The organism is Ruegeria sp. J8 (assembly GCF_056531925.1).
Window position 1 is genome coordinate 227,356 of record NZ_JBQFMR010000004.1, and the last position, 22,646, is coordinate 250,001.

The 22,646-nt window shown below is 56.7% G+C and carries 18 protein-coding genes; 11 read left to right on the forward strand and 7 right to left on the reverse strand.

What is annotated here, in order from left to right; translation table 11 throughout:
* Positions 1-44: 44 nt before the first annotated feature.
* Both ACR0L1_RS10715 and ACR0L1_RS10720 read right to left on the reverse strand, forming a co-directional pair.
* On the reverse strand, positions 45-1,256 hold the full coding sequence (locus tag ACR0L1_RS10715) for an ABC transporter substrate-binding protein (protein ID WP_170772002.1): 1,212 nt from the start codon (positions 1,254-1,256) through the stop codon (positions 45-47).
* 75 nt (positions 1,257-1,331) lie between these two features.
* Positions 1,332-2,378, reverse strand: coding sequence for an ABC transporter ATP-binding protein (locus ACR0L1_RS10720; RefSeq protein WP_170783343.1), 1,047 nt, complete (start codon positions 2,376-2,378; stop codon positions 1,332-1,334).
* Positions 2,379-2,540: 162 nt separating this feature from the next.
* Here ACR0L1_RS10720 and ACR0L1_RS10725 point away from each other — a divergent pair, with 162 nt between their 5' ends.
* Entirely contained in the window at positions 2,541-3,548 is a 1,008-nt protein-coding gene (locus ACR0L1_RS10725) for a nuclear transport factor 2 family protein (protein WP_480858753.1), read from the forward strand.
* A gap of 422 nt (positions 3,549-3,970) precedes the next feature.
* Positions 3,971-5,020: a metallophosphoesterase family protein gene (locus ACR0L1_RS10730; RefSeq protein WP_480858755.1), complete on the forward strand. Its 1,050-nt coding sequence runs from the start codon at positions 3,971-3,973 to the stop codon at positions 5,018-5,020.
* A 40-nt stretch (positions 5,021-5,060) separates the two neighbouring features.
* Here the strand turns inward: ACR0L1_RS10730 and ACR0L1_RS10735 are convergent, their stop codons facing one another.
* Genes ACR0L1_RS10735 through ACR0L1_RS10755 form a run of 5 tightly spaced genes read right to left on the reverse strand, consistent with a single transcriptional unit; the run spans position 5,061 to position 10,153 of the window.
* Positions 5,061-5,987 (reverse strand): hypothetical protein, encoded by a 927-nt coding sequence (locus tag ACR0L1_RS10735; protein WP_480858757.1) that lies wholly within the window; start codon positions 5,985-5,987, stop codon positions 5,061-5,063.
* A gap of 3 nt (positions 5,988-5,990) precedes the next feature.
* A complete protein-coding gene (locus tag ACR0L1_RS10740) occupies positions 5,991-7,298 on the reverse strand; it encodes a TRAP transporter large permease (RefSeq protein ID WP_480550741.1) in 1,308 nt (435 codons plus the stop codon).
* Between the two features lie 4 nt (positions 7,299-7,302).
* Entirely contained in the window at positions 7,303-7,839 is a 537-nt protein-coding gene (locus ACR0L1_RS10745; protein WP_170771993.1) for a TRAP transporter small permease, read from the reverse strand.
* Positions 7,840-7,897: 58 nt separating this feature from the next.
* Positions 7,898-8,878 (reverse strand): TRAP transporter substrate-binding protein, encoded by a 981-nt coding sequence (locus tag ACR0L1_RS10750; RefSeq protein WP_170771991.1) that lies wholly within the window; start codon positions 8,876-8,878, stop codon positions 7,898-7,900.
* 33 nt (positions 8,879-8,911) lie between these two features.
* The gene (locus ACR0L1_RS10755) at positions 8,912-10,153 is read right to left on the reverse strand and encodes an NAD(P)/FAD-dependent oxidoreductase (protein ID WP_480858983.1); all 1,242 of its coding nucleotides are present in this window, start codon (positions 10,151-10,153) and stop codon (positions 8,912-8,914) included.
* A 94-nt stretch (positions 10,154-10,247) separates the two neighbouring features.
* On the opposite strand from ACR0L1_RS10755, the gene ACR0L1_RS10760 reads away from it, so the two are divergent.
* The 9 genes from ACR0L1_RS10760 (at position 10,248) to ACR0L1_RS10800 (ending at position 22,567) form a co-directional block, all read left to right on the forward strand.
* Positions 10,248-10,946 carry a GntR family transcriptional regulator gene (locus ACR0L1_RS10760; protein WP_480503862.1) on the forward strand — a complete coding sequence of 233 codons (699 nt, stop codon included), beginning with the start codon at positions 10,248-10,250 and terminating at the stop codon, positions 10,944-10,946.
* The gene (locus ACR0L1_RS10765; RefSeq protein ID WP_480858761.1) at positions 10,946-11,692 is read left to right on the forward strand and encodes an aspartate/glutamate racemase family protein; all 747 of its coding nucleotides are present in this window, start codon (positions 10,946-10,948) and stop codon (positions 11,690-11,692) included. Before ACR0L1_RS10760 ends, ACR0L1_RS10765 begins: the two co-directional genes overlap by 1 nt.
* Positions 11,689-12,816 (forward strand): enolase C-terminal domain-like protein, encoded by a 1,128-nt coding sequence (locus ACR0L1_RS10770; RefSeq protein WP_480858763.1) that lies wholly within the window; start codon positions 11,689-11,691, stop codon positions 12,814-12,816. Before ACR0L1_RS10765 ends, ACR0L1_RS10770 begins: the two co-directional genes overlap by 4 nt.
* Entirely contained in the window at positions 12,816-14,543 is a 1,728-nt protein-coding gene (locus ACR0L1_RS10775; RefSeq protein WP_480503865.1) for a thiamine pyrophosphate-binding protein, read from the forward strand. Before ACR0L1_RS10770 ends, ACR0L1_RS10775 begins: the two co-directional genes overlap by 1 nt.
* Positions 14,544-14,800: 257 nt before the next feature.
* Complete coding sequence (locus tag ACR0L1_RS10780) at positions 14,801-15,961, forward strand: helix-turn-helix transcriptional regulator (protein WP_170789266.1); 1,161 nt, start codon at positions 14,801-14,803, stop codon at positions 15,959-15,961.
* Between the two features lie 212 nt (positions 15,962-16,173).
* Entirely contained in the window at positions 16,174-17,949 is a 1,776-nt protein-coding gene (locus tag ACR0L1_RS10785; RefSeq protein WP_480858765.1) for a di-heme-cytochrome C peroxidase, read from the forward strand.
* Positions 17,950-17,997: 48 nt separating this feature from the next.
* Positions 17,998-20,283, forward strand: a complete 2,286-nt coding sequence (locus ACR0L1_RS10790) for a S8 family serine peptidase (RefSeq protein WP_480858767.1) — start codon at positions 17,998-18,000, stop codon at positions 20,281-20,283.
* Positions 20,283-21,440: a trypsin-like serine peptidase gene (locus tag ACR0L1_RS10795; RefSeq protein ID WP_480858769.1), complete on the forward strand. Its 1,158-nt coding sequence runs from the start codon at positions 20,283-20,285 to the stop codon at positions 21,438-21,440. The genes ACR0L1_RS10790 and ACR0L1_RS10795 overlap by 1 nt, the downstream gene beginning before the upstream one ends.
* Entirely contained in the window at positions 21,440-22,567 is a 1,128-nt protein-coding gene (locus tag ACR0L1_RS10800; RefSeq protein WP_480858771.1) for a trypsin-like serine peptidase, read from the forward strand. The genes ACR0L1_RS10795 and ACR0L1_RS10800 overlap by 1 nt, the downstream gene beginning before the upstream one ends.
* The last annotated feature ends 79 nt before the right edge of the window (positions 22,568-22,646 follow it).

The following is a 22,646-nucleotide window of genomic DNA, read 5'->3' on the forward strand; positions in this document are numbered from 1 at the left end:
CGGGTGGGAAAAGAGGGAGGGCACGGGGCCCTCCCCAGAGAGGATCAGTTGCTGATCAGACCGGCCTCTTTCGCGGCGGTGATGTAATCCGCCTCGATATCGGCCAGCGCGGTTTGCGCATCTTTGGCACCGGTCAGGTAATCGGCCAGACCATTGCCCAGCGACGTGTGCATGATGCCCATGGGACCAGATGCAGGATATGGTTTGGCACCACCTTCTGCCGAGGCCGCAGCGCCCGCAGCCAGCTCACCCGGTGTGTACGCCGTGCTCAGCCAGACAGCGGTGTCATTGTTTGCGCCAACCATCTCGGCATCGATACCTTCCATCACCAGACGGAAGGCCGCGTCTGCTTCTTCATCGCTCATGTTCGAGGCCAGGACGATGCCGTCCCACCAAACGGTCGTGGCCGGAACCGAGGACCCCATCGGCGCTGAGGCCATCGTGACCTTGCCGACAACTTGGCTTTCAGCCTCATCATTCATGGCAGCGGCCCGGCTGGCCCACAGGTTGGCCATGGCAATTTTGCCCTGTTGGAATTGCTGCTGGACATAGGTGGAGTCCGAGACGAGGTATTCCGGGTCCATATAGTCCGTCATCGCTTTCAGCGTTTCCAGCGCAGCTACGCCTTGCGCATTGTTGATTGCGGGCATGTTGCCGTCACCAAAGAATGCGCCACCTTCGCCCAGATACATGTTGACGAATTCCTGGCCAAGGTTCCAACCGGTCTTAAAAGTGCCCCCGATCGGATAATCCATTACACCGGCTTCTTTGATCTTGGCCGCTGCGTCTATTATCTCGCCATATGTCTTTGGTTCTTCGATGCCCAGATCAGCCAAAACATCATTGCGATACATCAGGTGCTGCGCATTGACCATGAAAGCAATTGCCATTGTCTTGCCATCGACTTTGATCAGCTGGTTCGGCAGCAGGTTCTGGCCGTATTTTTCGACCAGATCATCCAGAGGCCGGATTGTGCCTGCGTTCAGCAAGGGCACAAGGGTCGCGTTGGAAACGCCGCCGATTTGATAGAGCGACGGGTTGGCAGCAAAGGCTTCGGGCTGCTTCTCGCGGAATTCCTGATCCAGCGATGCGCTGAAATTGCCGCACTCGGCCATCGCATCCGTCACCGCTTTCCAGGCTTCGAACCCCGCTGACAGCGATTTCAGCGGCACTTCGTTTTCATAGGAACAGGCTGCCGATGCACCGCTTGCCGCGATGGCCATGGCTCCTGCCATTAGGATCGTCTTGAGTTTCATGCGTTTCTCCCTGTCAGGATGGGTCCGTCGTCGACGCCCGGACCGCTGTTATGCCCCGAAGGGCTGTTGGCGGGGTTACTCCCCGATCCGCGCACCGCTTCCAGCTTCGAAGAGGTGACAGATTTCTGTAGGCACAGAGAATGAGACATCATCCCCGATCTCGGCGCGGAAAGATTTATCGGCCTTGACCGACACCAAAGCTCCACCGACCCGGACCGAGATCATGGTCGCGTCGCCCAGCAGCTCCAGCGTGTAGATCGGAGCGGTGATCTGGCCTGCGCCTTCAGCAAGGCTGGCATCCTCGGCCCGGAACCCCAGAGTCATAGGGCCATCAGGCGCGCTGACCGGAATTTCAACATGTTCAGCTCGGAATACGCCGCCTGTGACCTCTCCTTCCATCAGGTTCATGGCCGGCGAGCCGATGAAGCTGGCCACGAAAGTATTCGCGGGACGGTCATAGATTTCGGTCGGACTGCCGACCTGTTGCACCACGCCCTGTTTCATCACCACAACACGGTCGGCCAGAGTCATCGCCTCGATCTGGTCGTGGGTCACATAGATCGTCGTCACCGCCAACTCATGACTGAGGTTCTTGATCTGCGCCCGGGTCGAGACCCGCAGCTTGGCATCGAGGTTCGACAGAGGCTCGTCCATCAGGAAGACATTCGGTTCTCGCACGATGGCGCGGGCCAGCGCCACACGCTGCCGCTGACCGCCCGACAGTTCGGCCGGTTTGCGATGCAGAAAATCGTCAAGCTCGACCATAGCGCTGGCGCGGCGCACCTTGTCGTCATGGGTCGCTGGATCGATGCCACGCACTTTCAGCGGAAAGCGGATGTTTTCATAGACGTTCATGTTCGGGTACAAGGCATAGCTTTGGAACACCATCGCCACGTCACGGTCCTTGGGTTCCAGATCATTAACGACCTTGCCGTCAATCAGAATCTCGCCCTCGGTCACGTCCTCAAGCCCGGCGATCATCCGCATCGTGGTGGTCTTACCACAGCCCGACGGGCCCAGCAGCACCAGAAACTCGCGATCTGCAATGGTCAGGTCGAAATTGTGAACCCCAATGAACGAGCCCCATCGCTTACCCACGTTGCGTAACTGAATTTCCGCCATGGTGCCCCCACAAAGATTCGCTTGCATACGTTTGCAAAACTGTAATTCGCATATATCAAATCAGGCAAGACATTTTTGCATACGTATGCAAGAATATTGGAAAAAACGCCCGATCAAAAGATTCGCGCGCCTCGCAACACTCTGACAGTAATGGGAAAAATCGTGAGCTTTCAGACCCAGAAAAAACTTGTCTATGCGTTTCAAACGGCCATGGATACCGCAACAGAGCATGACATCCCAAAGGTGATGAGCCAATTCAGTACGACGGATTTGAAGTGGCGTGGTTTTCATCCCTTCAACGAAATCACCGGTGCTGACCAGGTTGCCCGGCAGTTCTGGCAACCTTTGAGGGCGAGCCTCGCCCACATGCAGAACCGTGTCGATATCCTGTTCGCGGGGCACAACTCACTACATGACCCAGACGACGTATGGGTCGTTTCCATGGGGCATTTGATGGGGTTGTTCGACAAACCGTGGCTGGGTATCCGCGCGACCGGCAAGATGGCGTTCCTGCGGTATTGCGCATTCTACAAAGTCTCAGGCAACCGGATTGTCGAAACAGCGATGTATTTCGACATTCCGCATTTGATGGTGCAGGCCGGGCAAAATCCGTTTCCGCCGCAAACAGCAGCGCATTTGGTCCAACCCGGGCCGTTGACCCATGACGGCCTACTGTGGAACCAGCAACCCATTGAAGAAGGCAATAAGACTCTGGCGCTCATCAATGCTATGATCTCGGATCTCGGGCAGTGGAACAACGGAATGACATTGCAAGAGGAATTGGCCCGAACCTGGCACCAGGACATGATCTGGTGGGGGCCCGAGGGTATTGGCGCGACCTACACAATAGACCGTTATGCCAAACAACATTCCGGACCCTTTCGTGCAGGTTTCACAGAACGCTCAAAGACAGAACATGTCTGTCGGCTGGCCGAAGGAAACTACGGCGGCTTCTTTGGCTGGCCAAACTTCACTGCAATACCGTCAGGAGGGTTCATGGGCATGCCATCCACTGGCAAGCCGGGCGAGTTTAGGGTGATCGACATTTATCGGCGCGCCGATGATAAACTGGCCGAAAACTGGGTGTTCATTGATTTGCTGCATTTTTGGAAACAGCAAGGGGTGGACGTTCTTACTCGGACAACGGGGATCAAACAAACCGGAGGATGAATGTGGACTTGCGCCATCTCAACCCCATAGAAACGGTGTAGAAAACAAGTATTTCCGGAAGTCACGCACAAAACGTGTATGGGTTTACCAACAAAACATCGGTCTGCTATGCCCGCTGGATGCATTCGATATTGCTTTGAAGCTGCGGGCGAGGTCGCCAGCCAAGTGAGTGATCCGCACTAGACTTTTCAATCCCCTATCGTACTGTTGCCGCATTGTTTGGTCGGGGTATCCGTGTGTCGGTCAGGGTCGTATCACTCGTCTTACTGGCGTGGAGTTGGCTGTTTTGCGCGATCTCAGCTGCTTCTGGGGAACCTCTGTCTCATTGGGTGCAACTTGGACCGGATCGCGAAATAGTTGTCCGTGTTATCTCGGCGTCGCCAAAATGTCCTTTGCTACAAGTCGAAGGCCGTTCTGTCGCCATGCAGAAAAGGGCAACACCATCGGCCCAGTTCCCGGGCCACGTTTGCGAGCATCGGGTTCAGGAAACCCTTGGTCGGATATCTGTGGACACAAAGGTGCTTCCAACGCTCAGCCCGACCGTAGAACGTATCGCTGTCATTGGTGATACCGGCTGCCGCATTCGCGGAAACAGGGCCCAGGCCTGCAATGATCCGAGTGCCTGGCCCCTGACGAAAATTGCAGAGGAAGTCGCGTCCAGATCGCCGGATTTGATCATTCATGTCGGCGATTATCTGTACCGGTCTTCGGAATGCCCGGACGCGGAAAAATGCGGCGGCTCACCCTTCGGAGACACGTTTCAGGCCTGGTCTGCCGACTGGCTAACCCCGGCGGAACAGCTGTTCCAGGCCGCGCCGTTTCTTTTTCTCAGGGGAAATCACGAAAATTGCGGACGTGGAGACAAAGGGTGGTTTCGGTATTTCGCAGACGGCCCGGTGCCGTCAGATTGCCCAGCAGTTTCCCAGCCATGGATCACATCTTTCGATGGGTTGGATCTGATCGTATTTGATTCCTCCGCCGGTCCCGCGCCTCATAGCAGCCCCGACTTGCTACCGGAATATTCGCAAATGGCGCGCGATCTCTTCGCAAGAACCAATGGCGAAGGCTGGCTTCTGACACATCGCCCGCTTTGGGCGAACATGCGCGCATTTGGGGAGCTGATTAACGGGGATGACACCCAGCGCGCAGCCTTTGGCGGTGCCATGCCCCAGGCCGTCACCCTCATCCTGTCGGGTCATATTCATGCGTTTCAAGCCATCGACCTGTCGGACGGTCCGGTTCAAAGCATCGTCGGCAACAGTGGCACGCAGCTTGATCCAATGCCCACAGGCGTTGCAAGGGATATCGAAATCGCCAACCACTTGGCAGACCTTGTGGTCAACAATGGCGAATTCGGTTTCTTGATGTTGACCAAGGGCACTGACAATACATGGCTGATGGAGGCCATTGGGGACACCGGGCAGGTTCAAATTCGGTGCCAGTTGGCCGAAAGCAGGCTCACCTGCATTTAACAGTCAGTCACTCTATGGCCTTGTTGGAAACCCACAGGAGTTACTGAATCAGCCCACGAAAACGTGCCAGCAGGATAGGCGTCAGATACATCGGGATTTGGTAACACCCCACAAAAATCAACAATGGGGCCGCTGCCTCTTCCGGCAAAACGATCAGGAACAGGGCAATATTGCGATTGCCCGCGTAGATCGCCGTTGGAATGGACATGTCCAACCGTGCCCAGCTTGAAACCAACAATGCCCCGCTCACGAGGACGAAATTGATGGCAAGCGCTGCCATGAGCCAAAGAAGCAGAGCCAGAGGTTCGGTTTGCAAAAGCGGGCCTATCGCGCTCATCAACCCGACCACGACGACGCCCAGCAATAGGGCGGAACACCCGTCCAAGGCACCCTGTTCCCTTGGCTGCCCCATAACGGGCAACAGATGACGAATGGCAAATCCGATCCCGACCGAAACAAGGATCGCTGCAAGAAGGCCAAGGGACAAGCTGATCCCACTCAAAACCCCTCCACCCGCGGGATCGAGGATAAGGAACACCGGAAGGGCCGTGATCGGAAACAACGCCGTTCCGATGACCAAAATCCGCATTCCCGGTGCCGGGTCCTGACCCATCATGATCGCGAAATTCGGAGCACCTGTCAGTGAAGGCGCAGCCAGCATCAAGGAAACCGCCATCGCCAAAGGGAAGTGCGATAGATCCAACGCCGCGAAGGTAACAATCACAATCAGCGGCAACACCGCTTGCAGAGCCACGATGCGCAGCACTGTCGCAGTCAAATCACTTTGGACACCCAACGCCTGTTTTGCGCCTACACGAATGCCGGTGACCAGCAGCAGCAAAACCACCAGAACCCCGATCCACGGACGCAAAAACTCGGCAAGGCCTGGGGCCAGCAATCCTGCAATTAGCCCGGCAATCAGGCAGTAGCGGCCTTGCTGCCCCAGCCAGCCAAGCGCTGAAACCACCTGTCAGGGCGCCTGTCGCATGGTTTCAGGCAACCACATGGCAACATCCGGGAACCAGATCAGAACAAAGCACATCAGCACCATGATTATGAACATCGGAAACGCGGCACGGGTGATATAGCCCATCTCATGCTCTGTCATGCCCTGCAAAACAAACAGGTTGAAGCCGATCGGCGGCGTGATCTGCGCCATCTCGACCACGACGACGACGAAGATACCGAACCAGATCAGGTCGATCCCCGCCTCGCGCACCATCGGTTCGACCACCGCCATGGTCAGAACAACCGAGGATATTCCGTCCAGAAACATGCCCAGCACGATGTAGAACACCATCAGGATCATCAGCAACTCAAAGCGCGACAGTTCCATCGCGGCGATGCCGTCCGCCAAGGCGCGCGGCAGGCCGGTGAAGCCCATGGCCAGTTTCAGAAACGCAGCGCCCGCAAGGATCAGCGCGATCATAGCCGAGGTCCGGGTCGCCCCCATCAAGCTTTCCGTAAAGGTGTTCCAATTCAGCGACCTCTGACTGGCCGCAAGAACCAAGGACCCTATGACTCCGATGGCTGCAGCTTCGGTCGCGGTGGCGTAGCCCGCATACATCGACCCGATCACCACAAAGATCAGACACATGACCGGGATCAGAAAACGAGAGTTTTTTAGCTTTTCACCAAAACTCATGAACGTTTCCTGTTTCGGGTTCCAGGCACCCGAGAACCACGAATACAGCGCCACATATCCCATGAACATCAGCGCCAGACACAGACCCGGAAACACCCCGGCAAAGAACAGTTGCGTGATGCTCTCATTCACGGTGACGCCATAGACGATCAAAGCCAGCGAAGGAGGGATCATCAGACCCAGCGTCGCAGCACCCGCCAATGTCCCAATTACGATCCGCTCGGGGTAGTTGCGCGCCCGCAGTTCCGGGATGGACATCTTACCAACCGTGGTCAGCGTCGCGGCAGAGGACCCTGACACAGCCGCAAAGACCGTACACCCCACAATATTGGTATGCACCAATCCTCCGGGCAGCCGCGCCATCCAGGGCGACAAACCGCGGAACATGTCTTCGGACAGTCGCGTTCGGAACAGGATCTCTCCCATCCAGATAAACAGCGGCAGCGCTGTCAGGGTCCAACTTGAGGATGATGCCCAGATTGTGGTGATCATCGTGTCGCCTACCGGGCGGGTCGTGAACAGCTCCATCCCGACCCAGGCCACACCCATCAGCGCCAGGCCAACCCAGACGCCTGTGCCCAGAAGAAGAAACAGGACGAACAGGAATAGAGAGATTGCATAGATTTCTTCCATCGCCCTACTCTCCGAAACTCTGATCGACGAGATCACGCTGAATCCGGTGATCGCCCCGGAAAATGACGTGTACGAGGTGATCGGTCAGCGAGATGGCGAGAATGCCGCCCCCGACGACCATGACAGATTGCGGAATCCATAATGGCGTCGCATCCTGTGCCTGGCTGACTTCGTTGAATTTCCAAGACCAGTACGTGAACCAATAGGCGTAATACACAAAGTACCACATCACCGCCGCCGCAATGGTGAAGCACCAGATTTCCAGCACCCGACGAAACGCCTGCGGGACAGCGTTCAACAGGATCGAAACCCGGATATGCGCGCCCCGGTTCAACGCATTGGCAAAGGCAAAAAAGCTGGCCGCTGCCATCGCATAGCCCGCGTAGTTCGCCGCGCCGGGAAAGATTTCACCCGTCCAGCGCGCCACCATCTGCGCAACGATCAGCAACAGGATCGCAATCAGGCATAACGCGGCCAGTACACCGGCCGCAAAATAGAGAAAATCGAGAAAGCGGCGCAGGCCGCGCAAGGCACCCGTCATAGGTCGGTCTCCGGGGCAGAAAATGCCCGGACCAGTGCAGAGGTCCGGGCGAAGGTACTTATTGCGCTGCGTTATAAGCGTCCAGAATGGCCGCACCGGTATCTCCCGCCGCTTCCAGCCATTCGGCGGCCATGGTTTCACCCACGCCCCGCAGATCGGACATCAACTGGTCACCCGCCGGAGCAACCGTCATGCCGCCTTCGGCCAGACCTGCCAGGGTGAAGCCGGTATATTCCTTGGCGCGCCATGTCCCCGCGTATTCGGCCAACTCGGCACAGGCCTTGATCACGTTCTTGTTCTGATCAGAAACGCCGTTCCAAACGTCGTTATTGATCAGCATGTAGTTGCGCGGCAACCACGCGTCGACGGAATAGAAATGGCTGAGGCTTTCCCAAACTTTCCGGTCATAACCCGTAGCCCCAGACGACACCATCGACTCGGCCACGCCTGTCGCGAAGGCTTGACTGATCTCAGCCGCTTCGATGGACACGGGCAGCATCTTGGTCAACTCGGCCATGCGGGCTGTTGCATTGTTGTACGAACGGAACTTCAACCCTTCCATATCAGCGATGGAATTCACTTCCTTGTTAAAATACAGCCCCTGCGGCGGCCACGGTACAGAATAGAGCATCGTCATGTTCTGCTCGGCTAGCAAATCCTGCACGTGCGGCAGCGCCACTTCGTACAGTTTCTCATGCTCGTCAAACGAGGACACGAGGAAAGGAACCGAATCCCAACCGAAGATGGCACTTTCATTCTGATGTCCGGACAGCAGACGCTCACCAATCGGCACCTGGCCGGTTTGAACAGCGCGTTTGATATCGGCCCCTGCATAAAGCGACCCGGAAGGGTGCGTGGTAATCTCGATCTCACCGCCGGTTCCGGTGGTCACACATTTGGCAAATTCCGCACCGGTTACTGAATGAAAGTTCGAGCCCGAATACGCCATGGGCAGATCCCACTTTTCCTGTGCAGCAGCGGGAAGCCCCAACACGGTCGCCGTGGCAATGGTTGCACAAGTTGTCGTAATTTTTGTCATTTTAGTCTCCCTGATAGTCAAAACTTCGCGGCTTCATGCAAAACGCATGGGATCAAATGCACCGATGTCGGTGTTGACTGGTTGGCCCGCGACAAGACCTGCGACGATCCTTCCCGTTTTCGGGGCACCGGTCAATCCAATGTGGTGATGGCCAAAAGCGGTAAACACCCCGGTTTCTCGCACCTCTCCAATCAGAGGCAAGCTGTCCGAGGGGGCCGGACGATGTCCAAGCCAGGGCACCTCTGCCTTGTATGTCAGGTTTGGAAAGGCCGCCTTGGCCTTACGACGCAACAGGTTCAGGGCTGCATCATTGGGGCCTGCGTCCAATCCGCCGAACTCGACCACTCCGGCGCAGCGCAAGCCCGCAGCCATTGGCGTTGCCACAAATTTCCCGCTGGCCACCATGATGGGATGGGACGGGCCACTTTCGGCGTCTTCGAATATGATGTGATAACCGCGCTCGGTCTCAAGTGGAACGTCCAAACCCAGCTTCTGCATCAATGACTTCGACCAAATACCTGTCGCTAGTATTAGCTGATCGCAAGGATGCGGTCCTGCCGATGTCAAAACAGCGGACACCTTATCGTCCGTTATCTCGACATCCTTGATCTCGGCCTGCTGAATTGTACCGCCCGCAGATTGGAACACGTCTGCCAGAGCTTTTACATATCCACCGGGGTCCCGGACATAGCCATGATCGGCCATCGTTGCCAACAAACCGACCGAGGGCGCAAGGTTTGGCTCAAAATCTCGCAGCGCACTTCCTTCGCGAATGATCGGTTCAAATCCCGCATCCCGGCGCAGACCCCAAGTGTAGCTGTCCGCCTCGAAGGCCGCCCGGTCGGCATAGGCAAAGGAATAATCACTCTCCTGCACCCAATCCGAGGCGGTTGTACCCGCGACCAGAGACTTGTGTTGCTCGACACTGTCGGCGACGATTGTAGTCAACCCGCTGGATATGCGGCGGGTGTCGCTGTCATTTGCGGTGCCCAGATACTTGATCAGCCATGGCAGCAATTTCGGAAAGTATCCCCAGCGCATAAACAGCGGAAAGTCCGGGTTCATCAGCATCTTAGGCGCTTTTCGCACCAATCCCGGTGCCGTCACCGGCGCAACCGAACAGGCGGCGATCACGCCTGCATTGCCATGAGACGTGCCCTCGCCCGGCGGAAGCCGATCTATGATCGTCACGTCTGCATCAGAAAAGCGGCGTAGCCAGATACCTGTCGATACGCCGACAATTCCCGCACCTGCTATGATGATCCGTTTTGGAATGGTCTCACCCTCTTTCTGTATACAGATCAATGCACAGTATTGCCTTCAAAGCAAGCCTTGCGTATTTTATCTGCAAATCTCAGGGAAAACGGTTGTGACACTCGCAGTTTCCAATACCGAAGACACAGTCAGCACAGTTTATGCGCAGCTGCGATCCATGGCCGCCTCTTTTGCGTTCAAACCGGGCGAGCGGATCAACGAATCCGCACTGTCCCGCGACCTTGGAGCCAGCCGCACCCCCTTGCGCGAGGCTTTGAACAGGCTGGTGGCCGAAGGGTTCGTCGATTTTCATGCCGGGCGTGGATTTTTCTGCCGGGCCCTGACCGATGAGCGGATTACCCATCTGTACCAGGCGCGCATGGCAATAGAGTGTGAAACAGCACGCCAAGCAGCACTACGCGCCGGGTCCGACGCCCTAGACGACATCAACGCCTCGCTGGACAGTACAGCAGACGAATATGCCACGTGCTCGGATCCCTTGCGGTTGTTGGAGCTGGACGAGGCGTTTCATATGAGCCTTGCGCGATTGGCGGATAATCCCGAACTGACGCGGCTGCTGACAACGATTTATGACAAGATCCGATTTGTGCGCGCGGCAGACCTGCGCAGCTTGCAGGCCGCTGGGCGGACCACAACCGAAAGGCATCGCATCATACTGAATCTGGTCCGGAATGGGGACGCAGAGGGCGCAGCGAAAGCGATGCGCCAACATATCGAAAACCGTGCGCAGCATGCGTCAGCCGCCGTGCGCCTTGCCTTCGCAGATCTTTATGCCCCGCAGGATACACCCTGATGACAACATTTGGCGGTAAAACCGTATACGGAGCATCGGTCGGCATCCTGATGCTAAACTCCCAATTTCCCCGCATTCCGGGCGATATCGGCAACGCCGGCACCTGGCCCTTCCCGGTGCAATACAAGATTGTCTCAGCGGCCACGCCAGACAATGTGGTCCGCGGCGATGCAACCCCGCTGCTGGGTGCATTCATAGAGGCCGGACAAGAACTGGTGGCCATGGGCTGCGATGGCATTGCCACAAATTGTGGCTTCCTCGTCCCGTTCCAAACCAAACTTTCGCGCGCGCTTGGGGTGCCTGTTGCATCATCCTCGCTGCTTCAGGCCCCGCTGATCCGTCAATCCCTGCCCGCCGATCAGGAGCTGGGTATCCTGACGATCTCGTCCGAAACGTTGACCACCGCCCATCTTGATGCCGCCGGCATCCCCGAGGGAACTCCGGTCGCCGGCACGGGTGCCGGGTCTCATTTCACCACGCACGTGTTGGGCGATGCTGCAGAGATCGACTTTGAACAGGCGCGCATGGACAATGTTCGCGCAGCCCAAAAGCTGGTCTCGGACCACCCCAATATCGGCGCGATCCTTCTTGAATGCACCAATATGGTCCCCTACGCCGCCGATATCCGCCGGGCGACGGGGCGTCCCGTTTTTTCCATCTACACCTACCTGCTTTGGTTCCAGTCTGGCTTGCTGCCACGGCGGTTCCCACCGCATCTTGACGATATCCCGCAGGACCAGCCATGAGCGACCATCGCATCATCGACCTGCGTGTCCATTGCGTTCACATCCCGGCGCAGGCCGTCCACTCCCACGGTTCGGGCGATGTGGGCGGTATAAACGCAGCCCTGTGCGAATTAACCACAGATAGCGGCCTGACCGGATGGGGTGAGGCTTCACCCTGGCCCGTCTTTACTGGCACGCTAGAGGCCGCCGCCGCCGCGCTGCATGTGCATCTGCGACCGCACGTCGTTGGTCAGGATCCATGCCAAGTAGAGCCGACCATGACGCAGGCGGATCGCGTGCTGGTTGGTCATCCCGAAGCCAAAGCCGCTCTTGAGTCGGCGCTCCTGGACCTGACCGGTCAGATCACCGGGTTGCCCATTGCCGAATTGGTCGGCGGTAGGCATCGCGGCGAAATACCGTTGAGCTTTTCGGTTGCGAATCCCGATTTCGGGGCCGACCTCGAAGATATTGCCCGCTTGTGGGGCGATGGGGTGCGCCTGTTCAAACTCAAGACCGGGTTCGCCGATCATGCTTTCGACCTCATGCGGCTGGAACACCTGCGTAACACATATGGCGAGGCAATACGCCTGCGGATCGACTATAATCAGGGGCTTCTGGCCTATGACGCCATCCGCCATATTCGCGACCTTGAAGCTTTCCGCCCGGATTTCGTCGAACAGCCGGTCCGGATGCATGAACGCGAGGCGTTGGCCCAGATCACACGCGCCGTCGATGTCCCCATCATGGCGGACGAGGCCGTGTTCAACGTGCATCAGGCGCTTCAGGGCGCCGGTGATCGCATTGCAAACATCTTTTCTTTAAAGACCGCCAAATCAGGCGGCATCCGGCGCTGTATCGAGATCGCCGCGATCGCCCGCGCGGCGGGGATTGATGTCTACGGAGGCTGCATGTTCGAAACCTCGATCGCGCACATGGCAGGCGCCCATCTTATGGCGGCCATCCCCGACCTGACGCTGGGGTGTGAGTTCTACATGTCCACTTACTATGCCCAGGCCGACATTGCGCAGTCGCCCTTCCCCGTCCGGAACGGTCATGTGCAGGTTCCCAAAACGCCGGGGCTGGGCGTCGCCCCGGACCCCGACATGTTGGGGCGGTATCGCACCCAGCTTTTGAAGGACACATGATGGCCGAATTAATACGAATGAACGGCGCGCAGGCTTTGTTGCGGATGCTTGAGCTGCACGATGTGACCCATGTGTTCGGCTTGCCCGGCGAGACAACCATTGGTTGGTACAAGGAATGGCGCGCCAATTCGGACATTGAATTCGTCCTCACCCGCGACGAACGCACAGCCTCATACGCGGCCGAAGCCTATGCCAAGATCACCGGCAAACCCGCCGTGCTCGAAGCACCAAGCCCCGGCGTCACCCATTGCAGCCCCGGCATCACCGAAGCGTTTCTCAGCTCGGTGCCGGTGATTTTCTTCTCGTCCGATATCCCGATCAATCAGGACAAAAGGCACGGGCTGACCGGGGTCGATCAAACAGCACTGTACGATAGCATCTGCAAGGAATCCTTCACGGTCACGAACGTCCGAGAAATTCCGTTTCAGCTGCGCCGAGCGTTTCGCGTCGCGACCTCGGGCCGCCCTGCCCCTGTTCATATCCGCATCCCGATCAACATCTTCGGTGAAGAGGCCGACCTGAACGACCTTTATGCCGAACCGGAATACGCAGCCTATCCGGCACACCGGCCCGTGGCCGATCACGGCAAGTTGCGGGGCGCCATCGACGCGTTGCTTTCGGCCAAGAAACCCGCGATTGTCTGCGGCCAGGGTGGGCTGATCTCGAAGGCAGGTGACGTCATTTTGGAACTGGCCGAGCTTCTGCAAATTCCGGTCGGCACGACCACGCCTGGCAAGGGTACTATACCCGAAGATCACCCCCTGGCCTTACGGGTCATCGGTGCGCGTGGTGGTATGGAGTATTCCAACCAATATGTGCACGACGCCGATCTGATCTTTTTCATCGGGTCCAACACCGACAGCGCCGCGACCGATCATTGGAAACTGTATGGCGACCCACAGAACAAGACCTTTCTGCATCTCGACATCGCCGAGGCCCATATCGGCAATAACTTCCCGGTCAAGATAGGCCTTGCCGGTGATGCCCGTGCCAGCCTGGCCTATATGCTGGAAATCCTGAAATCCGAGCATCCGGGCTTGACCCGTCCCCGTATTGATCTGACCCAGACAAAGCGCACTGCGCTAGACAAGGTGTTCAACGCGAATATCCCGATGCCAGAGGGAACGATATCGCCCGTGAAGCTGTCGCAAGTGTTGGACAGGATCATGCCTGCCGACGCAATCGTCACCTCCGAACCCGGCGTCAGCGCTATTTACCCTTCTGCCCTGCTGACCTTCCGAGAGGCCGGCCGTCGCTATATCACCAATTATTCGATGGGCGCGTTGGGCTATGCCATTCCTGCGGGTCTTGGCGCGTCTTACGCCACCGAAGGTCCTATCATCTCACTAACGGGGGATGGGTCGATCGGGTTTGTTCTGGGAGACATGGAAACCATAAAGCGGTCAGGCAAGAATGTGACCATCATCCTGAACCGCAACGACAGTTTCGGTTGGATCCGGGGCGAGGCCATCTTGCTGGATGACGTCGACGCACCCTGGACAACCGATTTCGGCGCCGTGGACTATCTGAAAGTGGCTGAAGGCTTCGGCTTTGAGACTGCCCGCATCACATCCGAAGACGAGATCGAGCCGATCCTGACACAGGCGATATCAAATCCTGGCGCGAATTTTATCGAAATCATGGTCCCAACGCAGGACAAGATCATCCCCTTTGTCCCGAATTGGGTCCGCGTGGCCCGAACGAAAAATCTGCCTCATTTCTATTGATGGCCCGGGACAGCTACAAAAACTGCTCCTTGTGAATCGCCCCAGCCTTCCAGAGGGGCGGCCAGCAGATCATCCTCGAGAAGGTGCTGTCAATTCCACGACAGGCCCACAAGCTGCATGTCGGAAGGTAGCCCATGCGTCATTGCACAGCGCCGGACACAAAGAGGCCAAGTTTCTGATCTAAGTGAAGATTAAGGCCATTCTGGCCACTGGTGCATTGTTGCGACAAAACTGTTCTATGAGTTAGGTTATCTGGCATGACATCCTTACAGAGTGACCTGATACAAGCCATCTACGACACCGTTGTCGCCCCCGAGGGCTGGCAGGACGTGTTGGACCGGGTGGCTGAGGCGGTGGACGCACGCGGCTGCATCATGTTCGACCTCGTCGAAGATCCTTATGGGAAACAACAGCTTGTCGCCCCTTTCATGTCGTCGCGATATGATCCGGCGGCAGTCGCGGGCTATGCCGAGGCATTCGCCAAATGGGAAATTGAAGACCAACGGCTTTTTGCTCGTCATTCCTCGATGGGTGACCATATAGACGTCATTGGTGAGGAAGTATTGGCCGAAACGCCCGAGGCCGTCGCCCGCCGTCCCAATGCTCAGGCAATGGCCGAATTCGGCATCATGCATCGTGGCGGCGCGTTGCTCAGCCGTGACCAACCGATGCGCGATCGGTTTTCCGTCCAGTTTTCGCGCCGCCACGGCCCATTGGGACAATCGGACAGAGCAATTTTATCAACCCTTCTGCCCCATATGGCAAAGGCCTGCGAATTGGCGCGACCCGTTCGACAATTAAGGTTGAGGTCTCAGGTTCTGGTTGACGCAATCGACCAGTTGAGGATCGGGATTTGTCTGGTACGCGCGAATGGAACGGTGCTGGTCCACAATCAGGAGTTTCGGCGCCAGCTGGAAGAGGTCCGGCTATTCCGCGTGACGCCCGAAGGCCGGTTGGAACCCCAGGCCGAAAAACACGGCGACTGGTTTCGTCGCATGACCCGTTCCGCAGGAAAACATGGCCGATTTGGTGCCCGACCCCGGAAAGAAGCCTTGGCTGCCGAAGATGAAACCGGACCTGTTCTGGCGGTTGAGATCGTGCCGCTTGCGTCGGATCGTGTTCTTGGCGAGCCTATTGAAAATACATTCATGGTTTGCAGTCTCGATACAAGCAGCGGCTTGGAACTCAACCAAGAGATGATCGGCAAAGTACTTAAGCTGACCCCGTCGGAAAGCGCTTTGGTTACGCTTCTGGCTGAGGGCATGACAAACCGCCAGATCGCTGAACGCCGAGACCGTTCTACTGACACCGTCAATGCACAGGTTAAGACGCTCCTGTCTAAGACGAGTTGCTCTAACAGAACACAACTTATACGGCGCGTTTCCAGTATTGGCGGGCAATTTTTGACCAGCCGTTAACCCATTTGGGCGATGCGCCCGATAGAAATTAGCGGCCAAATGAATTGGACTAGGTTGGAGGAGCAATTACCATGTCTATTTCACTAGTTAATTATTTTCAGGGACCAATACTAACCGCTGTGAGTGTAACGGTTGCTACTTCTCTGGCTTCTCCGACCTGGTCACAATCAACTCTGCCGAAAATCGCAACATCGTGCTCACAAGGGGATGCGATGTGCCTTGATCAGGGCTGGAGTGATGAGCGCCGCCAATGGTGGTACACGACATCGCAGGGATCTCGCCTGTTGCCGCTGGACTGGGCCTTGGCGCTAAAGTCGGCAAATGGCGAAGATGAACTGTACAGCTCGGAAAGCCTTGGCGCATTCGGGTACCTCCCCAACCCGTATTCGCAGGACAACCCGTATGGATTGCCAGTCGGCTTTGCCGTGGACCATGACTCATCTGAAGATGCCGACCTGATGTGCGACCGTTTTCCAACAATGTGTAGCGCTGGCACAATGCGCGCACCTTGGGTTGGAATGAACTGTTCGGCCTGTCACACGACGGAAATCACCTTTGACGGGCAGCGCGTTCGCGTTGAAGGCGCGCCCACGCTGGCGCGGTTCGACGATCTGGTCAACAGCACGCAGAGCGCGCTTGAAGCGACGATTGCCGACCCAGATCGGATGCATGAATTCGCGCGCTTGGTGCTGCACGGCCCGGTGAATGACCAGACCAAAGCCGGTCTGGCAACTCAGTTGCAGGAACAAATCGACTGGATGGCGGCGCTACACGACATCAATCATTCCGATGTCACAGCCGGGCCCGGCCGTTTGGATGCCCAGGGTCACATCCTGACAAAAGTGTCGATGGTCATCGGCGCAGAGACGCCGTCAACTGCATTCTCGGCCGATGCACCGGCCAGCTATCCGTTTATCTGGAACACACATCAGCAAGCCAAGTTGCAATGGAATGGAATTGCCGAAGCCAGTGAGCCGATCCGGGTTTGGGGACGTGACACCGAGCTAACAGCACTTGTCAGGAACGTTTCCGAGGTTATTGGCGTGTTTGCACATATTGAGGCCGATGACGGCTGGGCGATACGCGGCTATGACAGCAGCGTGCGCGTGCGCAACATGGTTGGATTGGAACGCCTGTTGTCGCAGATGACATCCCCCGTTTGGCCCCAGGACGTACTTGGTGAGATTGATGCGCCCTTGGCGGCAAGGGGCAAAGACCTGTTCGAGGCGAATTGTAGGGGTTGTCATGCGCATCTCGATCCCACAGATCTGGAATCGTCCGCGCAGATCGAGATGTTTGGCCTTGATGAGGCGGGGACAGATGTTTTCCTAGCTTGCAATACCTATCTTCGCACAACCGACGCAGGGAACACTGCCGGGCAACGCAGCATTCCTCTGAAGGGCGAGTGGATCGAAGAAACGGACGCGATCCACAAGATGCTGACCAATGCCGCCAGCGGGGCCATTGTCGGCAAGCTGGGTGAACTGGCCGATGCGGTATTTTCGCAAGTTGAACCAGAGGATGGGCGGGTCGGTTTCAGCGGCACGGGTGACAGTCCAATCTTGCCCGGTGTTGCGGACGAGGAAAAACGAGCCCAGGCAAAGGAATGTCTGAACACTGATCACCAGCTACTGGCTTACAAGGCGCGCCCTCTCAACGGGATTTGGGCCACTGCCCCCTATCTGCACAACGGATCGGTTCCCACACTTTATGATTTGCTTTTGCCTGCCGTGGCCCGCAACGTCGGTGAAGAGGTGACCGTAGCCGGACCGGTACGCCCGGAAGAATTCGGTATCGGCTCTCGCGAGTTCGATCCCGTTAAGGTAGGCTATGTCAGTGATGTGCAAAATGCACCCTGGGTGTATCGCGTGCGCGATTCCGCCGGAAATATTATTCCGGGAAATTCAAACGCCGGTCACGATTACAACAATTCTGATCTGACCGACGACGAACGTTGGGCTATCGTGGAATATCTCAAAGGGCTGTAGGTGCCCATGAAGCTCCACGATCCTGACCAAGATCAAGGGAGAGATGGCATGTTGCATGGAATAACTCGCGCGTGTTCATTGGGACTTGTTCTAAGCGCAGTAGCGACCTGTGCTCTGGCCGAGATGCAAGACCAAGAAGTCTTCTGGACTGCACCAGCGGCAACCGGAGTTGAAGCTCAGCGCGCGCAGGAAGACCTTTATCTGAATCTGTTCAACACGGGCCGGCTTCGCTTCAAGTTGGTCCCGATGGGGGACCATAAGCGTCTTGAAGACGTGATGCGGGATCAGGGCGCTTGGGTCGGACCGATGACTGAGCCGGTAGCCGCGATGCTTTGCGCGGTCAACGGATCAGGTTGCAATCTGACCACAGCGCCAGTTGCCCAGGCACAGATAACCGACCACGGTGCGCATGTAGCCGGAATAGTAGGCGTCGGTCAGAACTGGACAGTCGGGAAGAACGATCTTGTCTGGATTCCCGATGTTGAAATCGTGCAGGTTTCGACCCCTGCCCCGGCCGAAAATGACGCTCGAGTCGAGATCAGGGGATTAAACGTCCAAAACCGGTGCCTGAGTGCAGATTATTGCGTCAATGACTACCAGCCCGATATACCTGGTTGGAATGTCAAAGGTCGCCTGCGCGAAGTTGTGGTGGCCACCCGCGACGCCGAAGGTCAGGGGCGCGCTCTGAAACTGATACCAGAGTTGAACGCACGTATTGAGCTGAGCGAAGACCCGTTACCCGACTACCAGTCAATCAAGTCTCAGAACAGCCTGCCCTACGATTTCCGCGACCCCTCTTTTCTGAAACTGGATGCTGGAATTGGGGCGGGCATTGTCGGTACCTTCTCAATCGAATCCCAAAGCACAACGTCGGATTCAAACGTCCACGCCCTGAGCGGCTACCAGCGTGAGCCGCTATCTGAGCACAGCCAAAAACTGTTTGATCATTTCTGCAACACGCAGCTGCACGGTAGCTGCCCGGATTTGTCCGACAAAAACCTGGACGGCCTTGTTATCGGTGTGATGGATCAGACACCGGAACATCGCCATTGCGATCTTGATATCAATGCCAAGGTTCTGGTCGACAACGAATTCGTTCCAACGCAAGCCTCCGGAGAAGCAGACGATGATGCGTCATCAACTGACACAGCCGTCGGGTGCGATACCATGCGACTGGCCGGGCAGGTGCAGGGCATTGACCACGGAACTCATGTCCTAGGCATCATTGCAGCACCCCAAAACCAACGGGGCATAAGTGGGCTGCTGGGTGGGTTTGAGGACCTTTCTTATCTTCTCATACCGTTCAGTGAAACCGATGGCGTGCTCATCGACGAAGCCAAGGCACGCCAATTGGCCGATGCAATCGACAGCGCCGGATCCCTAAACGTCAGCGTCATCAATCTGAGCTTTTCCTACAACCTTAGGAACATAAGGCGCGCAGATAAGATTGGGGAAGCGATCAAGAAATGGCACCCCAGCATTCTGTTCGTTGTCGCCGCCGGCAAGGGCGGAAACCTGTTCACAGCGCCACCGGTCTCGTTCGGACAACCAGACGAGCTGCCGCCCTGTCTAAGCCCGCCAGCTTGCTATGCCAGTCACGTCGAGAACATCATCGGCGTGGTTGGATTGGAAGCGGATCAGGACAATCTGAAGTTGCTCCACAATCTAAGCGACCCAACACAGTTTCGAACAAACTATGGGGCTTCTGTTTTTGACATCGGCGCGCCGGCTCGGGATATCCTGTCGACCGTTGGTGTGGATGGATTCGGGCCGCTGTCGGGAACCTCGCAAGCGGCACCGCAAGTGACGGCAGCCGCCGCGCTTTTGAAGAAAATCTCAGGCGCGAACCCGATCCAGGTCCGCCAACGGCTGACCTATACAGCGCGTATGTCGATGGATTCCATCGACAAAATCAACGGCGGTGCCTTGGACGCCACCGCTGCATTGCGCATTGACAAGGACTGGTTGCACATGGCCGACAACTGCAAGGTTGCGGGCGAATTCATCACGCTTGTCCGTGTCCTTGACGGAACGCCGCAAGAGGGCAGTTTCGATATCGTCCCCAACGACCAAGGCCCGTGGAGATTTGTTCCGAAATTCGACATGCGCCGCATCCACTGGAATGCCGACGAAAACAAGGGCGTGTTTTTCTTTCGCGACGGACGCAATTTTACACGAATGGTCGCCTCGTACCTGTCTGCGCAAGGAAAGCAACATTTCTTGCGGATGCGAGTCGACCGGGCGTCCGAGGATTGCGCCGACAGCGTCAAGCCAGGTAGTGTGGCAGAGTTTCAATTATCACAAGTCGTCGACTATATTTCTCAGATGGACTGATGAGAGTGCGAGTCGCCTTCATAGCAGCTGTCCTGGGCGTTATGGGCTACGAAGTCGCCGCCCAACCTTATGTAGGCAGCATAGTTGAAGACATCTCGACACCACTCGCCTTTCCGCCTGATCAAGACGGGCTGACCTGCACAGGGTTGGTGTGGAACTTTCGCGTGGACGCGCCCGTACTTCCGGGCAACATCAAGCAACCCGAAATGAGGGTCCATCTGAACAATTTGGTTTTGCCCGACAACGACGCGTTTCACATCGAAATCGCAGACACATCGGGCAATGTCGTCGAAACGCTGGATCGGGCCGTTTTGGCGGGTCGCTCTGATATCTGGACCCTCTCAATCTCAAGCATTGCCGCAGAGGTATCGGTATTTGGTTGTGACGCCCTGACAGGGTTGGCTTTCGAGATCGACCAAATTGCATTTCCCTTTGAGGATTTGGAGCTGGAATCCCTTTACGGAACCAGCGATCTGATCGAAACGAACAGCTATACCGGCGCCGACAGCGATCTTGTCACCGAAAGCGCTAGCTCTGTCGCGCGCCTGTCGGTTATCAAAGACCGGACGGAAACCTATTGCACGGCGTTCCGGATAGGTCCTGATTTGGTGCAGACCTCAAGTCATTGCATTTCCGATGAAACGGACTTTTGCGAAACCACTCAGATCTGGTTTGACTATCACAAAAACGAATTTGGCCTACCCATTACTGGCCAAAAAGTCCGATGTCTTGAAATCGTCGACAGTGCCGCCCCTACCCAGGCGGATACGACCATTCTGCGAGTTTATCCCGAGCCGCATGCGACCTACAAAATTGCCAGTTTCACGCCCGATTCACCGCAAGAAGGAGACCCACTGTTTGTGCCGCAACACCCCGGAGGGCTTCCCCAGAAGCTTTCAATCGTCGACTGCGTTCGCCAGGAAGATATGCGCACTCAGGCACATCCCAACGCCTACGGCCACACTTGCGATACACTGCGAGGATCGTCAGGTGCCCCCGTTTTCAATCTGGCCGGAGAAGTCGTTGGCCAACACCGCGCGGGCCACACTAACCCCGAGGTCACAAATTGCCTGAACCTTGCGACACTTCCCCATTTGCTCGACCTGTCCACTGGCGTAACCGGGCAGACCACAACAGCAAGCGCAGAGGCCTGTTGATGCCTAGACCAAACACTCCAACCGACGTATTGCTGTCGCTTGTGCTTGTCGCAGTATGGATTGCCTTTCCCGGCCCAACGGTGGCGCAGCCCGTCACCAAAGAAAACCCCAACGCAGATCAGCAAGCGATGGTCGATCACTGGACACGGCAGGCTCTGTCTGACGCAGTGAACGCCGGATTGCCTGTCCCGCAAGCCAACTATGAGGATCTTCTGCTGGCAGAGCCGCATCCGAGAGAAGCGTCTCAGTTGCTCGATGGACGGTTCACTGGCGAGACCGATCAGATCGCTCCGCAGGATGTCAATATCGCAGACCCGAAATCGGTTGCGTCCGTGCAAGAGGAAGCCGCGGGCATTGCCTCGGACGGTGCGTTTTTCTCTAGTTCTCGTCTTGTCCCGATGGATGCCAGGTTTCACTATCCCTACAGATTGAACGGTAAGTTGTACTTCACCAAATTCGACGGCAAGAATGAGGTCTGTTCAGCAGCGGTTCTACGCCCGAGACTGCTCTTGACCGCAGGGCATTGTGTGCATTTCGGGCGCAATAAAAGCTCGGGGTTCTACAAGAATTTCAAATTCGTACCTGCGTATCACGAAGGCCACGCGCCCTATGGTGAATGGTATTGGACCTGGGTTGGCACAACCCAAAGCTGGTCAGAATCCCGTCGAAAATTTCCCAACAGCGCAGATTTCGCAATCATCGAAGTAGCCGATCAGAACGTCAACGGACGGATGATGCGGATCGGTGACATCGTGGGATGGGCGGGGTTTCGTACTTTCGCGCTTTCGCCCAATCACACTAAACAAGTAGGCTACCCGCAGAACCATGACAGCGGTGAGATCATGCATCAGGTCGATAGCGCATGGCATGCCGACGGTCAGGAAGGTGTTTCATTCTATGGGTCAGACATGCGCAATGCGTCTTCCGGCGCTGCCTGGTATGAGAATTTCGGTGTACAGGCGACAGGCCAGGTTGGAGCTCTTTTCGCTAGCCCAAACCGCATCGTAGGAGTGACATCCTTTGGTTTTGCAGAACAGGGAAAAATGATTCAGGCGAGCTCGCAACTCAACGATGAATTTCTGGACCTGCTATCCGTAGCCTGCCAACGCAAGATCGGAAATTGCTGACGATCCCTTTTCAAAGCCACTCTTGTGACCTGTTGATTTGCGAGTTGCCGATGGAACACCATCATACGGTCCATCATTT